At 61.9% G+C, this 20887-nt stretch carries 12 protein-coding genes and 1 pseudogene; 8 read left to right on the top strand and 5 right to left on the bottom strand.

Translation table 11 applies throughout. The features are described from left to right. Window positions 1-602 precede the first annotated feature (602 nt). The 3 genes and pseudogenes from B0G77_RS27125 to B0G77_RS27115 form a co-directional block, all read right to left on the bottom strand. Window positions 603-1607: an aldo/keto reductase gene (locus B0G77_RS27125; protein WP_133665078.1), complete on the bottom strand. Its 1005-nt coding sequence runs from the start codon at window positions 1605-1607 to the stop codon at window positions 603-605. 17 nt (window positions 1608-1624) lie between these two features. Next, window positions 1625-2384 (bottom strand): annotated as a pseudogene (locus B0G77_RS27120) (glucose 1-dehydrogenase). A 117-nt stretch (window positions 2385-2501) separates the two neighbouring features. Beyond that, entirely contained in the window at window positions 2502-3395 is an 894-nt protein-coding gene (locus B0G77_RS27115; protein ID WP_133665077.1) for a LysR family transcriptional regulator, read from the bottom strand. Window positions 3396-3725: 330 nt separating this feature from the next. Between B0G77_RS27115 and B0G77_RS27110 the strand changes: the two genes are divergently transcribed. After that, entirely contained in the window at window positions 3726-4445 is a 720-nt protein-coding gene (locus tag B0G77_RS27110; protein WP_243751228.1) for a carboxymuconolactone decarboxylase family protein, read from the top strand. A gap of 249 nt (window positions 4446-4694) precedes the next feature. Here B0G77_RS27110 and B0G77_RS27105 read toward each other — a convergent pair whose 3' ends face one another. After that, window positions 4695-5699 carry a LysR family transcriptional regulator gene (locus B0G77_RS27105; RefSeq protein WP_166656282.1) on the bottom strand — a complete coding sequence of 335 codons (1005 nt, stop codon included), beginning with the start codon at window positions 5697-5699 and terminating at the stop codon, window positions 4695-4697. 146 nt (window positions 5700-5845) lie between these two features. On the opposite strand from B0G77_RS27105, the gene B0G77_RS27100 reads away from it, so the two are divergent. Beyond that, complete coding sequence (locus tag B0G77_RS27100) at window positions 5846-6508, top strand: NAD(P)-binding domain-containing protein (RefSeq protein WP_166656281.1); 663 nt, start codon at window positions 5846-5848, stop codon at window positions 6506-6508. Between the two features lie 42 nt (window positions 6509-6550). After that, window positions 6551-7198 (top strand): NAD(P)-binding domain-containing protein, encoded by a 648-nt coding sequence (locus B0G77_RS27095; protein WP_133665073.1) that lies wholly within the window; start codon window positions 6551-6553, stop codon window positions 7196-7198. Window positions 7199-7272: 74 nt separating this feature from the next. Here the strand turns inward: B0G77_RS27095 and B0G77_RS27090 are convergent, their stop codons facing one another. Then, on the bottom strand, window positions 7273-7539 hold the full coding sequence (locus B0G77_RS27090; protein WP_133665072.1) for a pentapeptide MXKDX repeat protein: 267 nt from the start codon (window positions 7537-7539) through the stop codon (window positions 7273-7275). Window positions 7540-8027: 488 nt separating this feature from the next. Here B0G77_RS27090 and B0G77_RS27085 point away from each other — a divergent pair, with 488 nt between their 5' ends. The 5 genes from B0G77_RS27085 to B0G77_RS27065 are packed head-to-tail and all read left to right on the top strand — an operon-like array spanning window position 8028 to window position 20886. Next, window positions 8028-9593: a multicopper oxidase family protein gene (locus tag B0G77_RS27085; protein ID WP_133665071.1), complete on the top strand. Its 1566-nt coding sequence runs from the start codon at window positions 8028-8030 to the stop codon at window positions 9591-9593. Window positions 9594-9603: 10 nt separating this feature from the next. Further along, on the top strand, window positions 9604-11256 hold the full coding sequence (locus tag B0G77_RS27080) for a multicopper oxidase family protein (protein WP_133665070.1): 1653 nt from the start codon (window positions 9604-9606) through the stop codon (window positions 11254-11256). A 17-nt stretch (window positions 11257-11273) separates the two neighbouring features. Then, on the top strand, window positions 11274-19514 hold the full coding sequence (locus B0G77_RS27075) for a choice-of-anchor Q domain-containing protein (protein ID WP_166656280.1): 8241 nt from the start codon (window positions 11274-11276) through the stop codon (window positions 19512-19514). Window positions 19515-19527: 13 nt separating this feature from the next. Continuing rightward, complete coding sequence (locus tag B0G77_RS27070; protein ID WP_133665069.1) at window positions 19528-20025, top strand: hypothetical protein; 498 nt, start codon at window positions 19528-19530, stop codon at window positions 20023-20025. A 42-nt stretch (window positions 20026-20067) separates the two neighbouring features. Next, complete coding sequence (locus B0G77_RS27065) at window positions 20068-20886, top strand: outer membrane lipoprotein-sorting protein (protein ID WP_208116501.1); 819 nt, start codon at window positions 20068-20070, stop codon at window positions 20884-20886. The last annotated feature ends 1 nt before the right edge of the window (window position 20887 follow it).

The following is a 20887-nucleotide window of genomic DNA, read 5'->3' as shown; positions in this document are numbered from 1 at the left end:
CCGCCGCCGTCAACCTGATGGCACGTGCGCATAGTTTCGACCTGAACATGGGGGTCGGTAGTACGCATTCGCTGGCAGTAAGCGCCACGCTTGAGATTGCCCCGCTCTAACGGCTCTAACGGCAGGAAGTCGACCCGAAGCTGCCCGATGCAGGGCGAGAACTGAAAGTCGGCAATGGCCGACGACTTGCCCGTCAGTTCACGCCTGATGCACAACACCTTTGACCGATAATAGTCCGCGAGCGAAAGCAGGGAATGAGCGCTCTGGTAGATGCAGTTGAGACTGCGTGCGCTCGATCGGAGCGAAGATATTGGCGCGACGGTGGTATAGAGTTGGGCCAACTGCCACCGAAGTCCTTGCCGTAGTGAATTGACATTGCCTTGCCGCGTAAAGGGACAGACCGTCGAGAATTTAAGTGTCTGCCTATCAAGGCGACACGAATTGGTTGGACATGGAGCGGACGGGTGCGAAATCGGGCGGTTCGACCCGTGAAAAACGACACGAATTGGTTGTCAAACCGCGACATTAATTGCTGAACTCCACATCATCTTCCTTCTTCTGTGGTGGCAAGCAACCGAAGTCGTTTTTGATCGCCGTGACGCTCACGCAGCCCGGCGTCCTTCGATCGGGTATCCGGGGTCCGTGTAACCCGGTGTCGACGCATGACCGGGAGGCACCAGACTATCGACGAACTTTTCGTCGTCGGGTCCCATTTGCACTTTCAGCGCTTCGACGTAGCTGTCCCAGTGCGCTTCGGTGCGCGGACCGGCAATGGCCGCACTGACGAGGCGATTCTTCAGCACCCATGCGAGAGCAAAAGCGATCGACGTCGTGCCACGCTCGGCGGCGTGCGCCGCTACCTTTTGCGCGATTGCCAAAGACTCCGGGCGCCATTCCGTCTGCTGGATACGCTTGTCGCCGCGGCCCGCGCGCGTGTCGGAGGGCGGGGCAGCATCAACCGCATATTTGCCCGTCAGCACGCCGCGTGCAAGCGGGCTGTACGACACAACTCCCACGCCATGGTGCGCTGCTACCGGTAACTGCTCGACCTCGGCGGTGCGGTCGACCATGTTATAGAGCGGTTCGCTTGCAACAGGGCGGTCGATTCCCATCGCATCCGCGAGCCGCACGATCTCGGCGATGCGCCAGCCGCGGAAGTTCGACACACCGAAGTAGCGCACCTTACCCTGACGGATCAGGTCGCCAATCGCCCGCACGCCTTCTTCGAGCGGCGCATCGGGCAGCGCGCGGTGAAAATACAGGATGTCGATGTAGTCGGTGCCGAGGCGCTTGAGGCTCGCCTCCACCGACTGCATGATCCACTTGCGCGACTGCCCCTGCTGGTTCGGGCCTTGTGCAGTCGGATAGCCGAACTTCGTCGCGACTACCCAGCTATCGCGACGATCCGCGATCGAACGCCCGACGATTTCTTCCGAGCGGCCGGCGTGATAGACGTCAGCGGTATCGATGAAATTGACGCCCTGGTCGAACGCCTTGTCGATGATCCGCTTCGAAGTCGCTTCGTCGGTTTCGCCGCCGAACATCATCGCGCCGAGGCACAGGGGCGAAACTTTGAGGGCGCTGCGGCCCAGATATCCATAGTCCAAGTCTTGCTCCTTTTGATCTAACGAGCCGTATAACCGCCATCGACAGCGAGCGCGTGACCGATCACGAAACTCGCGCCAGGGCTGCACAGCCAGAGTACTGCAGCGGCGATCTCATCCGGTCGTCCGAGCCGCCCGATGGGTTGCTCTTTCATCAACTCCTTCATCGCTTCGGGCTCGCGTTCCAGCATGCCCGCGACCATCGGCGTTTCGATGATGCCGGGGCACACGGCGTTGATGCGGATGCCTCTCGCTGCATATTCGAGTGCGGCGCTTTTCGTGAGCCCGATGACACCATGCTTGGATGCGTGATACACGCCCCGGCCCGCAATGCCCACGAGTCCGCCGAGCGACGAGCAGTTGACGATAGCGCCGCTTCCCTGCTGGCGCATCTGCAGCAGTTCGTATTTCATGCAGTTCCATACGCCGCGCAGGTTCACGCCGTTCACGCGTTCGAACTCCTCGCCGCTGGCATCGGCCGTCTCGGCAACAGCGCTCTGAACGCCCGCGTTGTTGTACGCCGCGTCGAGGCGACCATAGGTGGCGACGGTCAGATCGATCATCGCTTTAACCTGCGCCTCGTCGGCCACATTGCATTGCACCGCCATGGCCTTGTGACCGGCCGCTCGAAGACGCTGCAGCCGCTTCGGCTGCATGCCCGTCGACATCCGCGAGCACGACCGACGCGCCTTCGGCGGCGAATGCCTGTGCGGCCGCAAGTCCCAATCCTGAGCCCGCGCCGGTGGCAAGCGCGACCTTGCCTTCGAATGTTCCGTCCATGTCGGTCTCTCACATGAGTGTTAGTCAAGTGAAATGATAGGGACGCGCCGTCTAGCGATAAAGTACTGAAAACCGCAAGCCTATATGAGCTGCGCTCATTAATGCGAAGTTGCGTGCTTACGAGCGGTAACGAAGTGCATCGACAACCACACCCATCGCACGCGACGACTGGCGGCGGCTCGCGTAATACGCATGGAGACCGGAGAATATTGGCGACCAGTCTTCGAGTACACAAACGAGGCGGCCCGCTGTGACATGAGGTTGGGCGACGTCCGCCGGAATGTACGCGAGCCCATAGCCGGACAGTGCCGCATCGAGCATCTGATAGGTGCCATTGAAGGCGAGTTGGCCTTCCACGCGCACCTGCACCTCGCGATTCCCCTTCTTGAGTTCCCATGAATAGAAGCCGCCATGCGTGGGTAGCCGCAAATTGATGCAATTGTGCTTCATCAGGTCCTGCGGTGTCCTGGGCAGCGCCTGCTTCTGAAGGTAGGCAGGGGAGCCGACGATCGCCATTCGCATATCGGGTCCAATACGCACCGCGATCATGTCCTTTGCGACCTGGTCGCCGTTGCGAACCCCGATGTCATAACGATCTGCGACGATATCGGATAGACCGTAGTCCGTAACGATTTCGACCTTGATCTCCGGATAGCGGAGAAGCACTTTGGACAGTTTCGGCCAGAGGATGGTCTTGGTCGCGTAGTCAGTTGCGGTGATCCGGATCTTGCCCGTCGGTGTGTCGCGAAGCTCCGCGACCGCGGTCAGTTCGGCTTCGATTTCCTCGAAGCGCGGGGCAACCGTCGCGAGCAGGCGTTCACCCGCCTCGGTTGGTGAGACGCTACGCGTTGTGCGGGTCAGGAGCCTTAAACCAAGTCTGGTTTCGAGCGCCCGGATCGTGTGACTCAATGCCGATTGCGACACACCCAGTTGCGCCGCAGCGCGCGTGAAGCTGCGCTCGCGCGCGACGGCGATGAACGCAAGCAGATCGTTGAAGTTTTCGCGCGGCATTGATGATCTCATTTCATAGGCCTATGCGGATTTTAGCGTCTAGTCAGCTCGGGTGAGGCGGGATATCGTTGTAAGGCTAGTGTTGGCTTTGCGCGACCGGTGGGGTTGCGTGAAGTTTTCGATGGAAAGAACGTGCAATGGACGGAGAAGGTAAGCGATGAACAGTACGGCCGATGACCGAACGCCGATTGCTCGCTCGATCCTGACCCAGCACGCAGAAGCATGGCATCCGCTCGCGCGGGGAAATGACACATGAAGAGATACGCTTTATCGCTTGCGTCGCTTTGCCTGACGCTTTCTGTCTGCTCCCAAATGCAAAGGAATTTCGGCATGGAAAAACCCAATCCGCTTCCGTCAGTCCCGACACTCGAAGACGTCAGGGCAGTCTCACCGGCGCTTGAGCGCTACACGACAGGTCCGCTTCTCGGCGACTTGTGGAAGCGTCCGCAATTGTCGCCGCGCGATCGCAGCATTGTCACGTTGTCGGTGCTGATCGCACGCAATCAGACGGTCGAGTTGCCGTATCACCTCAATCTCGCACTCGACAACGGCGTGAAACCCAGTGAGATCTCGGAGATCATCACGCATCTCGCGTTCTATTCGGGCTGGGCCAACGCGACTTCAGCAGTAGGCGTCACGAAGGCCGTGTTCGATCAGCGCGGCGTGATGGCAACTCAGCTACCGCCAGCCTCGGGCAATCTTCTGCCGCTCGACGAAGCCGCCGAGGCGAAACGTGCAAGCACCGTGCAGCAAAATTTCGGCAACGTGGCGCCGGGTGTCGCGCAATTCACGACAGACGTGCTGTTCCGCGATCTCTGGTTGCGCCCCGGTCTCGCGCCGCGCGACCGCAGTCTCGTGACGGTTAGCGCGCTCGTCGCCACGGGGCAGGTAGCGCAAATCACGTATCACCTCAATCGAGCGATGGATAACGGCCTGACCAAGGATCAAGTATCGGAAGTCATGACGCAACTCGCCTTCTATGCTGGTTGGCCCAATGTGTTTTCCGCGCTGCCGACGGTCAAGGAGGTCTTCGAGAAGCGTGATCATTGAAAATCGAGTTGACTAGCGATTGAAGTGACCCGATTCACCTGCCGACGGTCGGTGCATCTGCACGCATTCATGACGGGGCTGACTTAGGTGCGGCCCGCTTACTTCACTAAGGTACTCGCCATGAAAACCTGGTCTTCTACACAGGTGTCTGCGCTTAAGGCGGACACCCGCATTGAGCGCGTGCCAACCACGAGTCCTTCCATGCGGGTCGTCGCGATCGACATTTCGCGCCGCACCGCTACCAAGGGATCAAGCACGGATGTCCGGACCCGGCGACGTCGTCCCCATGACTACCTGCCCCCGCTGCCGAACGAGCGCGCCGGAATGCCTGACGGCCTCATTATCTCGAACCTCCTCAACGACGAACTCGACGAATGCCGCGACGCGCGGGGGCAGGTGCTTCCTTGCAGCGTAATAGATACAGATGTCGCTACGCTTTGCACTGAATTTCGTCAGCACCCACTTTAACTTGCCCGCGGCAATCAGCGCAGCCGCATGATGTACGCCTAGCAGTGCAATCCCGCACCCGGCGACCGCGAGTTCAGTCAATGCCTCGGTATCGGTCACGACGAGCCGGGAGTGAGGCTGGAAAACCGCCTCCTTGTTTCTCGACCGCAATTTCCATGTCTCAATTCTTCCCGAAGTCGGGGAACGGAACAAAATGAGTTCGTGGCGCTCCAGTTCTTCGACGGAAAGCGGTTCGCCGCGCTCCTCCAGGTAAGCGGGCGCCGCGCAAAGAATGAGCGTCAACGGCGCGAGGGTGCGCGCGACCACGCTGGTATCCGTATCGTGCAGTTGTCCGATCGCGCAGTCATATCCCTCCGAGATCAGGTCCACCTGGCGATTTTCGAAACGCAGATCGAGCGTGATCTGCGGGAAGCGCTCCCGAAACCTGTTCAACACCGGTAGCAGCGCGACGCGGCTGAATGCAATCGGCAGCGATACCTTGACGAGCCCGCTGACCCGGGTTTCATCAGCTGACAAGGCCGCGATTGCGTCCTCGATCTGTTGCGCCGGCTGGAGCACCATCGCGTACAGGCGGCGCCCTTCTTCCGTGATCGCGAGGTGGCGGGTGGTGCGTTGGAACAGCCGGCAGCCCAACAACGCCTCGAGCATGCCAATCTGTTTGCTTACCGCGCCAGGCGTCACGCCTAGCTGACGGCCTGCCGCGGAAAAGTTCGTCGACTCGACCGTGGCGGCGAACGTTTTCAAGGCCCTGAACAGGTCGATCGAGGTGGCTCCGCCAGTTTTCATTTTGCACCTTCGCTCACAACTGTTTGAACGCTTCATAGCATAGACCAGCATCGCCATCGCGCCGAAAATGAGCTTCATGATGTAACCGTCAGGCGGTCATGGGCAAACATCGCCTGAGATCTGACGTATCTGAAGGAGGCGCGATCGTGAAAATCGGAATCATCGGTGCAGGGAACGTGGGAACCGGTCTGACGAAGCATCTCGTCCCCGCCGGTCATTCAGTGATGCTGAGCTTCAGCCTTGAGATGGAAAGGCTCCGAACGACCGCGGCCGCACTCGGCGCAAGCGTTGGCACGGTCGCTGAAGCGGTACGGTTCGCGGACGTGGTGGTGCTGGCCACGCCCTGGACTGCCGCCTCTGTGGCACTCGAGCAGGTCGGCGACGCACCGCGGAAAAAGATCTTGTGGGATTGCACCAATGCGCTGAACCCCGACATGAGCGGCCTGCTCGTCGGCACAAACACTTCCGGCGCGGAAGAGATCGCCAAACTTGTGCCATGGGCAAGGGTCGTCAAGGCGATCCCGCCGTTCGCAGAGATGCTGCATTCGCCCAGCATGCTGATCGACGGCAAACGCGTCGGCGTGTTCGTCTGTGGTGACGACAGCGAAGCGCGAGCCGTGGTCGCGAAACTGGTCAGCGACATAGAGGCCGAGCCGGTTGATGCAGGACCGCTCGTCCTTGCCCGCTTCGTGGAACCCGCAGCCATGCTGCTGGTGCAACTTGCCTATGCGCGCGGGTTTGGCACCCGGGTCGGACTGTCGTTGATGCGGGAGACAACCGGGGGCACGACCCACGAGAGGGATTCTTGAACACTGGAGTAGCGGTGCTTATAACCTGCCGGAGAGGACGAGATGAAAGTAGGCGTATTGGGATCGGGAGAGGTTGGCCGGGCGCTGGGCGCGGGTTTCCTCAAGCATGGCCATGACACGATGCTGGGAACGCGGGATCCGCGAAAGAAAGAGGTACAGGACTGGGTTCGTCGAAACGCCGGTGCCCAGGCCGGGACGTTCGACGAAACCGCGCGGTTCGGCGAAATGGTAGTGCTCGCCGTGCTCGGGCGGATTGCCGCGAGCGTGATCGAGCTTGCGCGACCGGAGAATCTCGCTGGCAAGACGGTCATCGATGCGACCAACCCGCTTGCCGACGACCCGCCGGCCAGCGGGGTTCTGCAATATACGACGGGGCCGAATGAGTCGCTCGGCGAGTGGATTCAGGCGAAGCTTCCGCTGGCCCATGTGGTCAAGGCTTTCAACAGCGTTGGGAATGCGCTGATGGTGAATCCGCGCTTCGAGGAAGGCACGCCGACCATGTTTTTGTGCGGCAACGACGACGACGCGAAAGACCAGGTAGCCGGGATCATCCGGCAGTTCGGCTGGGAGCCCTACGATTGTGGAAGCATCGTATCGTCACGGGCGATTGAACCGCTGTGCATGCTGTGGTGCCTACCGGGATTCCTCCGGGGCGACTGGCACCACGCGTTCAAGATGTTGACTCACTGAGGACGGACCCTGCAACCACGTCGAGTCCGGCAGGTTGTAGGGGGCGTCACCGAGGCGTACGCTCGCCAGGTGAACTACTGCGTCACCTCGTTGTTCTTTGTTGCATCTTTGTCCATGCTGTCATGGCTCATTGTGTCTTCCTTCATCGCGTCTTCTTTCATCCCGTCTTTGGCCATACTGTCGGCGCTCATCGCGTCGTGTTCCGTTGCATCGTTTGCCGTGGTCTCCTGACTCACCGCGTCTTTGGATACGGGGTCGTTCGACGTACTATCGGCAGCGAAGGCGCCCGCGGTCGGGAAGATCACGCAGCAGGCGAGAAGGGTGGCGGCTAACTTGTTCATGATGTGATCCTTCAGCAATTCAATGGTGAGGCAGGAAATATCAAGGGCAGTAGCGCGACGATGCGGACCTCATCCTGGCCCGAACCCGCTGTCACCCTGAGTCGTCCAAATGCCCGCGAGGGTGCATTCTGCTGTTTCATTCTTGCGTCGGTAATCAACGAAAAGCAGTAGGGATTCCCTCCGAACGGCATGGGTAAAGACCCGCTATGTACCTAGAGCGCAACGCGCCGTTGCACCCGGAGTACAGGTGTCTGAACAACACCACGGCCCGAGCCCACCGCGCCGTCAAATGCGTGCTCCGACCGGTCTGAACAACGCCGCTAGGTTGCCCCCTACCGCAAGTGTAGGGGGGTGACCCATCCCAGGCTCCGTCGCTCTTGTCCAAAATCCAGATACGGGCCGATGTAAGAAATTATGCAGCCCGCATTTGCAGTAGAGCATGACGCCCGGCGCGTGTCGCGCTGGCTGACCCCTGGGACGGAGGTCATATGTTCAGTACCCGCGCTTATCTCGGCAGTGTTGCTGCGCTGCTGTTGATGCTGTTCGCTATTCCTTCATTCGCCCAGTCGTTCCGGGTGCAATGCCCTCCGACCACGCCGGCGCATCCGACGGCGCTCCCTGCCGGAGCGCCTGAACCCGCCTACACCGGGCCGTCCTACACCGGACAGAGTTCCACCTCGACAGGCGTCGTCAATGGCGCGGTCAAGTGCCAGCAGATCTCGGGCGGCGACGGTTACGCAACGATGGGTAACGGTACGCAGACGTACCTGTTCGCCTTTGGCCCTTTGTCCGGACTCGCCGACATCCAGGCGGGCCTTCCCGGCACCGAGTTCGCCTCGGTGTTCAACACCGTCGGCGACCCGAGGACGGACCCGACCTATAACGGCGCGGTCGGCCTCGTCCCCGATCCGGAATCCGTGCCACCGGGCCAGCTGACAGGCCACGTCGATCCGCGACCGATCATGGATATCGGTGTGATGAACGGCAACATGCCGGCGCCGACGATGGCGATCGACGAGGACGACGAGTTCTTCCTCACGCTGACCAACGTCGGAATGATCATGCGGCCCGACCTGTTCGAGCAACACACGGTTCACTTCCACGGCTACCCGAACGCATCGTCGTTCTATGACGGCGTGCCGGACGCGTCGGTGGCAATCAACATTGGCGCGAGCTTCACGTACTACTACCTCGCGCCGGATGCTGGCACCTACTTCTGGCACTGCCACATCACGCCGCCGGAACACTTGCAGATGGGCATGGTCGGCCAGATCTTCGTGCGGCCGCGCCAGAACCGCGTTCCCGGCGGCGCGTCGCTGTACAGCTCGCTACAGAAGCAACAACTGGATCTGCGCACGGCGTGCGGCAACGACATTCTGTGCACGACGCCGCTGCCGCCTCAGAACGGCGTTCTCCACGTGAACAACAAGAGCGGTACGCCGACGCTGTACGCGTACAACGACGGCGACGGTTCGACCGCCTACGACGTCGAATACCCGGTGCAGATACACGGCTTCGATCCTAACTTTCACTTCGTGGGCATGACGTTCAATCCGGAGCCGTTCACCGACATGAAGGACAAGTTCTTCATGTTGAACGGGCGCAGCTATCCGGACACGGTGACTCAGGGGCCGATGCAGACGGCGGTGGCAGACGGCACGCAGCATTTTTCGCAACCGCTGCCGTCGCTGATCAATATTCCGGCTGGCGGCAGGGCGCTCTTGCGGATCTCGGACCTGGACGTCACCGAGTTTCAGACGCTGGCGTCGCTTGGCATTCCGATGCACGTGGTCGGTATCAACGCCCGCTTGCTGCGCGACATGTCTGGCAACGACCTGACCTACAACACGAACTCGATCACGTTGGGGGGCGGCGAATCGATCGATGTGATCCTCGACGCCAGCGACACGACGAAATACAAGCCGGGTGCGATCTATTACCTGTACACGCCGAATCTCGATCACCTGGCCAACGACCAGGAGAACTTTGGCGGCTTGATGACCGAGGTCCACATCTGCAATGCGGTGGACCCGATCAAGAAGTCCTGCACCTAGGAGAAGAGCCGTGGGATACATCACTCACAAAACATGGGTCGCCATGCTGACGCGCCTTGGGCGGCTGGCACGGTTCGGTGCGGCGACGCTTGCCACGCTCGTCTGCATGCACGCGCAAGCCGCCGCGCCCGGCATCACGGGGACGCACTTCGATCTGAGCGCCGAGGCGAACCGCATCTCCCAGCCCGACGGCGCGAGCGTCTATTCGTGGGGCTATGGATGCCGCACGGCGCCGGCCGGCTTTTCGCCGTCCACGATCGCGGGCGCGAACTGTCCGAGTATGCAGATTCCCGGTCCGACACTGATCGTCAAGCAGGGCGACGTCGTCACGGTGACGCTCACCAATAACCTGCCGGCGGCGGCGGGCAACACGTCGATCCTCTTTCCGGGATTCCAGGTCTGCGCCGCGGTGCTGAACCCCGACGGGACCTGTCCTGCCGCGCTCACCGGCTCGCCGGGATTGCTGACCCGCGAGGCCGCCCACGGTGCCACGGTCACGTATAGCTTCGTCGCGGCGACGCCCGGCACGCATGCATACTACAGCGGCACCCAGGGTGATCTGCAGATCGAGATGGGCCTGTTTGGCGCGATCATCGTTTTGCCGACCTCCGCACCCGGCACGGTTGCGGTGCCTACGGGTTGCCGCGCGGTCGCGGCGACGCTGCCGGATGGGCAACCGGACTTCCGCAATGCCAGCGCGGCCTATAACCACAGCGCGGCCTGTTACGACCGCGAGTATCTGTTCCAGTTCTCCGAAATAGATCCGCGCATCCATACGCAGGCGGAACAGCAGGCGGCGAACGCATGCACGTCGCCGAACGGTTGCATGACCGTCGAGACGGAGCCCTATCACCCGGCCTATTTCATGGTCAACGGCCGCTCGATGCCGGACGACATGGACCCGAACTATGCGGCGCAGTATCCGCATCAGCCCTACAACGGCAATCCGCACATGCACCCGGGGGAACTGGTGCTGTTGCGGATCATCGGCACCGGCCGCTGGCAGCATCCGTTCCACGAGCACGGCAATCACGTGCGGGTGCTGGCGCGCGATGGAAACATGATTCTCAGCAAGACGGACCCGACCAAGGTAGCCGGACCGCTGCTGTTCACGACGACGACGACGCCGGGCCTCGCGATGGACGGAATTTTCTACTGGACGGGCAAGGGCCTGAACTGGGATGTCTATGGGCATAAGCCTGGGGACCTGTATACCGAAACCGATCCGAAATACGCGGCTTACGTCGGCAAGCCGGTCGTCTGCATCCCGGACGCGAACGGCTATTACACGGCCGATCCGCATGCGCCGAACTACTACGAGTGGTGCGCCGATCACGGCAAGGCGCTCGAAGCGCATCCGTTCGGCAATGTCGGCAGCGGCGGGCCGGTCACGCTGCCGGACTCGCACCTCTTCACGAACGGCACCTGGTATGGCGGTAGTCCTTATCTCGGGCCGGACGCGACCATACGCGCCACCTCGCCCACAGGGACGACGCCGCCGAGCGGGACGATCGCGAATCCACCGGCAACCGAAGCAGGCTTCGCATTCATGTGGCACTCGCATAACGAGCGCGAGATCACCACGAACAACATCTTTCCAGGCGGAATGATGATGATGATGCTCGTCGATCCACAGGTTTTCCTGATTGACGAATCCAATTAGAGGCGGGGAGAAGCGCGATGAGATCCACCCAGTTTAAGGCGACCCTCTTCGACGTGTTTAAGGCAGGAGTCGCGGCGTCCATTCTTCTTACGGCCAGTGGCGTGTCTTTCGCTCAAGTCGTCAATCTGACAGCAAAAGCGGCCACCGCCACGTTGCCCGACGGGCAGGCTGTGCCGATGTGGGGCTACACCTGCACGCCGGCAGCAGTGGCGCCGGCTACGTGTACAACGGCGAATCCGGGCGCCGGAGCGAACTGGTCGCCGGTGGTGATTACCGTGCCGCCAGGACCGCTGACGATCAATCTCACCAATAGCTTGCCCGGCGCCGTGCCGACCTCGCTCGTCGTGGTGGGGCAGTTGGGCGGCGGTCTTGGGACGACAGCGGTGAACGTGCCGAGTCCGCCGCATCCGCCGCAAACCTCGACGACCTGGCCGATTGCCAGCAGTGCGACCGGCGCGACATTTACGCCGCCTACGCAGGGGAATCGGGTCCAGTCGTTTGCAACCGAGGTGGCGACCGGCAAGACTACGGCGCTCACCTGGAACAACCTGAGCCCGGGCACCTATCTGATCGAGTCGGGAACGCATCCGTCGATCCAGGGACCGATGGGGCTATACGGCGTGCTGGTGGTGAAGGCGCCGGTCGGTGGCAGCGTGACCTGCCCGGTGGCGTCGCAGCTGTATCAGGCTTATACCAATCCGGCTATCTGCTATGACGCCGACGTACCGCTCGTGCTGAGCGAAATCGATCCCGTCCAAAACACGGCTGTCGCAGCGGCAGTGACGACGACGGGCTTCAGCGAAACCATGGCATGGTCGGGTCAGCCCGGCGGCTGCGGCGATTCGAAGTCGACGGCGTTCGGCACCTGCTATCCGCCGGCAGTGAACTACGATCCGCGCTACTACCTGATCAACGGCGTCGCCTTCGACCGGACCAATGCCGGCGGGTCTTCGTTTACCGCCACCGCGCCTGCCGGGACGGGCCAGGTGCTCGTGCGCTTCGTGAACGCCGGTCTGCGGATGCACGTTCCGTCGGTGGTCGGTGCTCAAACCGGCACGCCTGCTGTTTCCGGTTTCTCGTTGATTGCCGAAGACGGCAACGTGTTGCCCGGCAATGCGCGCGTCCAGTCGGAAGTATTTCTGGCGGCTGGCAAAACACAGGACGTGTTGCTGAACGCACCCGCTACCGGCGCATTAGCGCTTCCGGTGTTCGACCGCCAACTGAGTCTATCGACCAACAATCAGCGCGATGGCGGGATGCAGGGCTACATCAGCGTCAATAGCGGCGCGCTGCCGACGGCGGCGGCCGCCAATCAGAATGCGATCGCCAATCCCGACAAGTACTTCCTGGTCGCGGGTAGCACGGTGAGCGTGTCTGACCCGGCGAGAGGCGTGATCGCCAACGATGTCGGTGTTTACGGCGTGCAGGTCAAGACACAGCCTACCGGCGGTGTGCTCACGCTGAACCAGAACGGCACGTTCACCTATGTGCCCAACGCCGGCACGACGTCCGACAGCTTTGTGTATCAGGCGAACGGCAATCCCGCGCTGACGGCGACGGTGACGCTGGCCGCCTGTACCGCTGGTTCGGGCTGCCTGTCTGGTTCGCCTGTGGCCGCCAATGGCACTTACACCAGCAACATCGCGTCGCGGCTGCAGATCGGCGCGCCCGGCGTGCTGGCCTACGCCCACGATCCGGCCGGGCTTCCGCTCACCGCGTCGGTTTCCGGCGCTGTGACCGGTGGGACCGTCACGTTGAACGCGGACGGGTCGTTTACCGCCATTCCCTCGGTGCCGCCCGTCGGCAATGCGACGGCTAATGTGAAGTTCCAGTACAAGGCAGTGAATTCGCAGAACACGTCGAGCGCTGCCGCGACCGTGACGGTGACGTTCAAGGGCGGCAGCGGACTTGTCGTCAAGGTATTGGATGCGCCAAGCACGGCGCCGGGCAAGACCCCGATTCAGCTTACCGACTACCGCTGGATCATCGAGGAAGACCGTACTTTCCAGATCGATCCCGCATGCCAGGTGAACACGACACCGCGTCCGGCCACGTGTCCGCCGCTGCCGGTTCCCAGTCTCGGCACGAGCTTCCATACCAGCTACATGCCGGTGATTGCAGCGGGCTGCGTCGGCACTGTCGCGTGCGAGTCGGGGCAGACGGTGTACGATCCGGCGAGCAACTCGCATCTGCCCACGGTGTGCGACGTCGGCAATGGCGCGTGCCGCACGAACGCGTCGCAACAGTTGCCGGTCGACCCCCGTCAGGTGGCGCTCGATCCGACTAAACACTACTACATCTCGATTCTGCCGGGCGACGCCGGCAACACGTTCACGAACGGGGCGGGCGCGCCTAAGGCGGATTCCACTAGTCCCAGCGGGATGAGACCGTTCGACATTGGGAAGGATTGCCCGACAACGGCGGATTTTGCGCCGGGTACGGGCACCTGTGGACACAGCATGGGCGGGGCGCCAATCGCACCCGCACAGACCAGTGTCAACGTGCTGCTGCAAGAAACGCCGTTCGCGACGGCGAAGGTCTCGGTGTTCGTGTTCGAGGACGACGCGCCGCTCAATGGTGAAGTGGACGTCGGCGGCGGAACCGATACGTTCGGCACGGCCCACGAGCCGGGCCTCGGCGGCTTCGAAATCAAGCTCTTTGACGACGCGGGCGGCACCGGCGATCCAACCGGCCAGATGACTTACGACATGTTCAACATGCCGCTGTCCAACTCGTTGCAGGGGACGATCGATCCGGCCACCGGACTCAACGCCTGCCCGATTTCGACAACGTCGAACGACGGACTGCTGGGCATGATTCCGACGTGTCCGAAGTACGAGTCGGACGGCAAGACATTATCGCCGCTCATCGGCCAGGCCGTTATCGCCAACCTGATGCCCGGCCGGTACGGCGTGGTTGCAACGCCAGGCGCCGACAGAATCGGCAGGGGAGAAGAGTGGCTACAAACGAACACGCTGGATGGACAGAAGGCCCATGACGCGTTCATCAAGGTAGGTGGGCCGGCATACTTCCAGGAATTCGGACCGGCGGGCTTCCACGTGTCGGTCGGCTTTGCCAATCCGAAAATCATCAATGCCCGCTTGCCTCTTCTCTGCACGGGCACAACCACGTGCAACAACTCAGTCAACGGCCGGATCACAAATCTGCACTACAGCCGTCCGCCTAACCAGAATCTGTATGGCTCGGGGTCGCGCGACTCGTTGAGTTTCACGCAGTGTTACGTGAGCATTGGCGACACGGACGGGGAAGACGTTTCGTTCACGAAGTGCAAGCCCGACGGTACGTTCAATTTCTCCGGTCTGCCCGACGGCACGTACAGAATCACCATCTTCGATCAGTGGAACGATCAGATCGTCGACGGGCTGGCGACGGCAGTCAAGTTGGCGGGCGGCCAAAGCGCGAGTCTCGGCGATATCCCGGTGCTCCAATGGCACACGAATCTCTATACCCGGACCTTTCTGGATCTCAACGGAGACGGCGTGTCGCAGCCCAGCGAGCCCGGACTGACGCTGGTGCCGACCAATATCCGCTTCCGCGACGGCAGCTATTCGAACTTCAACAACACCGACCTGAACGGCTACGCCGGGTTTAACGAAGTGTTCCCGCTATTCAACTGGTACATCGCAGAAGCGGATACAACCCGCTTCAAGCAGACGGGCGTCCATGTGGTCTATGACGCGGGTGGCCCGCCCGATGGGACGCCAGGTGGGGGCAGCTCGAACATTGCCGCCAACTTCGCCAACACGCAGGAATCCGCGACGGCGCACCTGCCCGCGAAACTGCGCGTGCCAGGCGCGGTGTATTGCAACGATGCGGACTGTACCGACCGTTCGGGCACGAACCCATCGACGGGCAGAGTCGACCCGCCGTGGGTGACCACGGAGGGCTGGCAGGGGTTCTCCGGCCAGAGTTCCTTCATCGAATTCGGCAAGGCGCCGTTCGGCCCGACCGAAAACGGCGGCATCAAGGGTGAGGTCATTTACGCGTCGACGCGTCCGTTCGACGATCCCGCGCTGCTGATCCACACGAGCTGGACGCCGGATGTGCCGAACGTCACGGTAAACCTGTATCAGGAAGGTACCGCCGCGGACGGGACGCAGAGCTTGACGCTCGTGGACACGACGAAGACCTCCAGCTGGGATGACTGGTCACAGGGTTTCCGTTCCGACGGCGCACCGAACATGAACTGTCCGGGACAGGAGACCACCGACCCGTTCTTCTTCACGCTGAAGGACAGCCGCCAATGGCTCGACGCGCAGCATCGTGCATTGCCGGCGCATTCGCAGTTCAAGTGCTATGACGGCATGCATGTATTCAACCAGCTGCAGCCTGCGCCGTACGACGGGATGTACCAATTCCCCAGTGTGACGGCTACGAGCCCGACTACCGGCAAGCCGACTGCGACGAACTGCGCGATCTGCGTGGCGAATCCTTCGGGCGACGGCACCAGGATGCTGCCTGCCGGCAAGTACGTGGTCGAAGTAATCGTGCCGCCGGGATACGAACTGGTGAAGGAGGAAGACAAGAACATCCTGATCGGCGACAACTACATTGCTCCGGTGACGCAGCAGTTTGGCGGTCTGGGCAACATCTTCATTCTGCCCGACCAGGCTGCGATGAATTCCACTTATAACCGGAACAGTGCGCAGAATTCGACCTCGGATCTCGGCTCCTCGCCCCGGCACGAAGGCGACACGGGTAGCGTCGAAACGTTCTGGCCTTGTGTCGGTGCGCTGCGCATCGTGCCCGACTACATCAGCCTGTTCCCAGGTTCGAAGGAAGTCGCGCCGTTCGCGGGCGCATCAAGGCATCTGTGCGACCGCAAGGAAGTGACGCTCACGAACCAGATGTCGGTGCTGGCGAAGTTCTGGCTGTTCAGCTCGACGCACGTCGCCGCGCACTACACCGGCTTCATGCTGGATGACTTCTCGGCTGAGTTCGATCCGTATTCGCCGCAGTTCGGTGAAAAGTTCGCGATCCCGAACGTGCCGATCTCGATGAAGGATTTCGCCGGCAACGAAGTCGCCCGTGTCTATTCGGATTCGTGGGGCATCTTCAACGGACTGAACTATTCGACCTGGGAAGTCAATCCGCCGAATCCGACCGGTTATGCGCCGACGATGATGGTTGCCTGCATGAACGATCCGGACAAGCCCGATCCTGCAAATCCCGGGAAAACGATCAGGGATCCCCTGTTCAATCCGGCGTACAGCCAGTTCTGCTACGAGATTCCGTTCATGCCCGGACAAACCCAGTATATGGATACGCCGGTGGTGCCGGTCCAGGCCTTCGCCGATGGCTACAATCCACCAGACTGCGCATACCCGGATGCGACCCCGGCGATCTCCACTGTGACAGGCGACTCGAGCGGCGGCGGCGCGGGACCGTGGGTCAGCGCGTCCGGCCACACGCTGACGATCAAGGGGCTGGGCAACCAGCAGGTGCCGAACCACGCGTACAACGGGCCGGCTGCGACCGCTACGCCGTTCAACCAGAAGTTCGTCACGCGCCACTATGGCTTTGGCAGCCGCCCTTCGACATGCCCGGCCGTTGGTCCGTGCCAGAACGTAACGATCGGCGGTGTTCCGATGAACAATGTCTCATGGAGCGACCTCACGATCACAGGCCAGGTGCCCCTTCTCGTTCCGATCTGCCCGCTGCAGCAACGTGGCATACCGGTACTGAGCGTGGCGAGATGCGGCGAACTCGTCATCACGGCCGCCAACGGCAAGAAGTCGATCGATACGGTTACCGTCACGGTCGCCGGCAAGGCGCCGACCTACGTGAATGGCGAGAACGCGACGAGTAACGCGATCCAGACGGCGATCGACAAGGCGACCCCGGGGGACATGATCGTCGTCGGTCCGGGTACCTATAACGAAATGCTGCTGATGTGGAAGCCGGTCCGGCTGCAAGGTGTCGGCGCCACGGCCGTGACGGTCAACGCAAACACCCATCCGTCGGGCAAGCTCGACCCGTGGCGCAGGCAGATCAATTGTCTCTTCGGCGACGCATTGAACGGCGGCCTGATCTCGGCGAGCAATCCGTACGATCCGAACGGCAGGTATTCCTGCTCGTCGACGATGCAGCGCAAGGTCGATGCGATACCGTTCGAGCCGACCACGGGCTGGGACTTCAACCTCAACGGCAACCTGTCCGAACTGCTGATCGAGCCGACGCTGATGGGCGCCTATGAAGGGGCGGCCATTACGGTCCTCGGCAAAGGCGTGAAGGACGTGGTGGTGGGCGGCGTGACGCAAGCCGATCCGAACTGCATCGCGAACGGCATCTGCACGCCGCTCGCGGGGCCGGTCCTCCCGATCCTGCCGACCTCGAACCCCCCGGATTGCGTCAACAATCCGGGCAACTTCAAGTGCAATCCGTCGCGCATCGACGGCATGACCTTCACCAACAGCTCGCAAGGCGGCGGGGGGATTTTCGTGCACGGCTGGAACCACAACCTGGAAATCTCGAACAACCGCGTGTTCAGCAATTCAGGCACGCTCACCGGCGGCATCACAGTCGGCCAGGTCGAAACGCCGGACGGCACCATCGGCGGTACTGACGGTGTGACCGAGCTGCCCTTTGCCTTCAATACCGCGGTGAACGTGCATCACAATGCGGTCACGTCGAACGCCTCGTATGGCGATGAAATCAACTCGACCACGCCTTCGTCAGCGGGCGGTGTGACCTTCTGCACAGGTGCCGACTACTATCACTTCAACTACAACTGGATCTGCGGCAACATGAGCAGCGGCGACGGCGGCGGTGTCGCGCACTTCGGCTTCAGCTACAACGGTGACATCTCGCACAACTGGGTGTTGTTCAACCAGAGCAACAATCCGACGCTGCCTACGTACGGCGGCGGCGTGATTGCCCAGGGCGTGCCGCCGGACGGTACGTTCTGCGAGAACGCGACCGTCGACGTGGACTGCGCACCGGAGCTTTCGGACGGCGTGGGCCCTGGCCTCGTGATCGACGGCAATCTGATCGTCGGCAACACGGCGGAAAGCGGCAAGGGTGGCGGCCTGCGGCTGCAGAACGTCAACGGCACCGATGTGCAACGCAGCCCCAGCAACCAGAACGCGTGGTATCAGGTTCGCGTGATCAACAACATCATCGCGAACAACGTGGCCGGGTGGGCGGGAGGCGGCGTCTCGCTGCAGGATGCGGTGCGGGTGAGCTTCGTCAACAACACGGTCGTCTCCAACGACGCGACAGCGTCGGCAGGCGTGCTCTTTAACACCTCTGCCGCCACGCAGGCGAACGTTGGGCCGCCGAACTGCACGACGGTGGGAGCGCAAACGACGTGCAACCCGATCACGACGTCGGCCTTTGAGCCGGCCGGACTGGAGACCGCTCGCCATACGGGGAACCTCGTGGCCGCGTTCACCGTTCCGGGCGTGACGTGCCCCACGGGCCAGCCAAATTGCACGACGTTCTCGAACCCGATATTGACCAACAACGTGTTCTGGCAAAACCGTTCGTTCTATATCACGGTGACGGGGCTGAATCCGAACATACCGGGCGTGCAGAATACGGTGGCGCTGAACCCGACGTTGAATCAGGCCGGGCACCCGACGGGCTATTGCGATTCACAGCACGCTGTCTATTGGGACATCGGCGCATTCGGCGACACCTCGGCCAGCATCCGTCAGGCGGGTATGTCGATGAGCCCGCGGTTCTCGATCCTGACCGACGCCGCCGACTACCCGGGTGCGAGCAATATCGCGTCCCCTCCGGGGGTGGTGCGCCAGTACTGCAACGGTGCGCGGGTGCCTCCGGAAGGCGGCGGAAACGGCTTTGCGGTGCCGCCGGGCATCGCGGACGCGGTGCTGCCGAATCCGTTGTTCAGCTTGCTGCCGTCGGCGGTGCCCGATGAAGGCAACCAGTGGATCAACATGTCGTACGGCCCGCTGTCGCTGTTCAACATGTCCATCTCATCCGGCAGTACCGGCTATGGCGTGCTACTGGGCAACTACTCGATCACGTCCGCTTCGCCGGCAATCAATCACGGCACCTCAGGCGGTGCACCGAATCATGACATCTTCGGTACGACGAGGCCGCAAGGCGCCGGATACGACATCGGTGCGGTCGAGTTCGTGCAGCCGGGGCTGTTGGGCGGCGTCACGATCGATCCGCTCGCGTTGGGGAGCCCATCGGGCGGTCTGCTCGGCCTGGTGCAGACCCTGGCGCCGGCCGCCGCCACTGCTGTGGCGCAGCCGCGCATACCGTGATGGGGACACTGCAATGAAACTTCGGTCCTCAACGACGCCGTTGGTGCTGTTCGCGAGCAGCGTGTGCCTGGCCGCGACCCTGGTTCAACCGGTCGCGGCCGGGCAGAGCGCACCGGCGGGGCGCACACTCAGGCACTCGCCGTATATGCCCGTGAGCCTGCCGCAGCGCGCGAAGAACTACTACGGGCTGATGAAGGGCATCGATAACCTGAGCGTGCGACGCACCGCATCGGGCAATCTGATTCGCTTCAGCTATCGCGTAACCGATCCGGTGGCGGCGCGGCTGCTCGGCGAGAAGACCGCGGCTGCGTATATGTATGGGGAAACGAGCCACGTGTTGCTCGAAATTCCGGTCATGGACAAGATCGGCCCGTTGCGCCAGACAGGCCCACTGGAGGTTGGTAAGGAATACTGGATGGTGTTTTCCAACAAGGGCGGTCCGATCAAGACAGGTGAGCGCGTCGACGTATTCGTCGGTTCACTTCACGTCGATGGACTGACTGTCGAATGATCGCGGCACAGCGATCGGCTACATAAATAGGGGAGGTGACTCATGATCCGGTTTCTTTCGATAGCGCTCTCGGCAGCCTCGGTGGCGGGTGCTCTGGCATCCGGCCCGGTTGCGTTCGCGGCCTCGACCGCAGGAACGGCTCAGGCCGCGGCGGCGAGTCACCTGAGTGCGGCGCAGATCGTCGAGCGCAACGTTGCGGCACGCGGCGGGCTTCAGGCATGGCACGCGGTCAACGCGATGACGATGTCGGGGCAGATGGAAGCCGGCGGCAAGAAGAACACCAGGCTGCCGTTCACGATGACGATGAAGCGGCCGCACAAGAGCCGCCTGGAGATTCGCTTCAACGAACAGACAGCGTTTCAGGTCTATGACGGCGCGCAGGGCTGGAAGGTCAGGCCCTTCCTTGGACGCGATGAAGTCGAGCCGTATACGCCTGCGGAGGTCAAATCGGCCGCGGCATCGGCTGAACTGGACGGGCCGCTGATCGACTATGCGAGCAAGGGGTCGCGGGTTGACGTTCTGGGCATGGAATCGGTGGAAGGGCATCGCGCGTACGTCCTGAAGCTGACGACGAAAGACAATACGTCACGTCGTGTCTGGATCGACGCCGCCAGTTTTCTCGAACTGAAGATCGACGGCGAACCACGCAGGCTCGATGGCAAGATGCACGACGTCACCGTCTTCTATCGCGACTACCGCAAGGAAAATGGGCTCGTCGTGCCGCACACGCTGGAGACCGTTGTCAGCGGTGTCAAACCGACGCACAAGTTGACGATCGAGCATTTCACGGTGAATCCGCCAACGGACGACACCCTGTTTGCGAAACCGCAACTGGCCATGGCCAAAGTGCCGAGCCACTAGC

The organism is Paraburkholderia sp. BL10I2N1 (genome assembly GCF_004361815.1).
Taxonomy (GTDB): Bacteria; Pseudomonadota; Gammaproteobacteria; order Burkholderiales; family Burkholderiaceae; genus Paraburkholderia.
Note: the sequence above shows the minus strand (reverse complement) of the source record. Positions and strands in the feature narration are given on the sequence as shown.

What these genes read in the sequence shown, in the direction of transcription:
- B0G77_RS27065 (WP_208116501.1), top strand. Translation starts at nt 20,068, where the DNA reads ATGATCCGGTTTCTTTCGATAGCGCTCTCGGCAGCCTCGGTGGCGGGT.
- B0G77_RS27115 (WP_133665077.1), bottom strand. Translation starts at nt 3,395, where the DNA reads ATGCCGCGCGAAAACTTCAACGATCTGCTTGCGTTCATCGCCGTCGCG.
- B0G77_RS27090 (WP_133665072.1), bottom strand. Translation starts at nt 7,539, where the DNA reads ATGAACAAGTTAGCCGCCACCCTTCTCGCCTGCTGCGTGATCTTCCCG.
- B0G77_RS27105 (WP_166656282.1), bottom strand. Translation starts at nt 5,699, where the DNA reads ATGAAAACTGGCGGAGCCACCTCGATCGACCTGTTCAGGGCCTTGAAA.
- B0G77_RS27085 (WP_133665071.1), top strand. Translation starts at nt 8,028, where the DNA reads ATGTTCAGTACCCGCGCTTATCTCGGCAGTGTTGCTGCGCTGCTGTTG.
- B0G77_RS27110 (WP_243751228.1), top strand. Translation starts at nt 3,726, where the DNA reads ATGGAAAAACCCAATCCGCTTCCGTCAGTCCCGACACTCGAAGACGTC.
- B0G77_RS27095 (WP_133665073.1), top strand. Translation starts at nt 6,551, where the DNA reads ATGAAAGTAGGCGTATTGGGATCGGGAGAGGTTGGCCGGGCGCTGGGC.
- B0G77_RS27075 (WP_166656280.1), top strand. Translation starts at nt 11,274, where the DNA reads ATGAGATCCACCCAGTTTAAGGCGACCCTCTTCGACGTGTTTAAGGCA.
- B0G77_RS27070 (WP_133665069.1), top strand. Translation starts at nt 19,528, where the DNA reads ATGAAACTTCGGTCCTCAACGACGCCGTTGGTGCTGTTCGCGAGCAGC.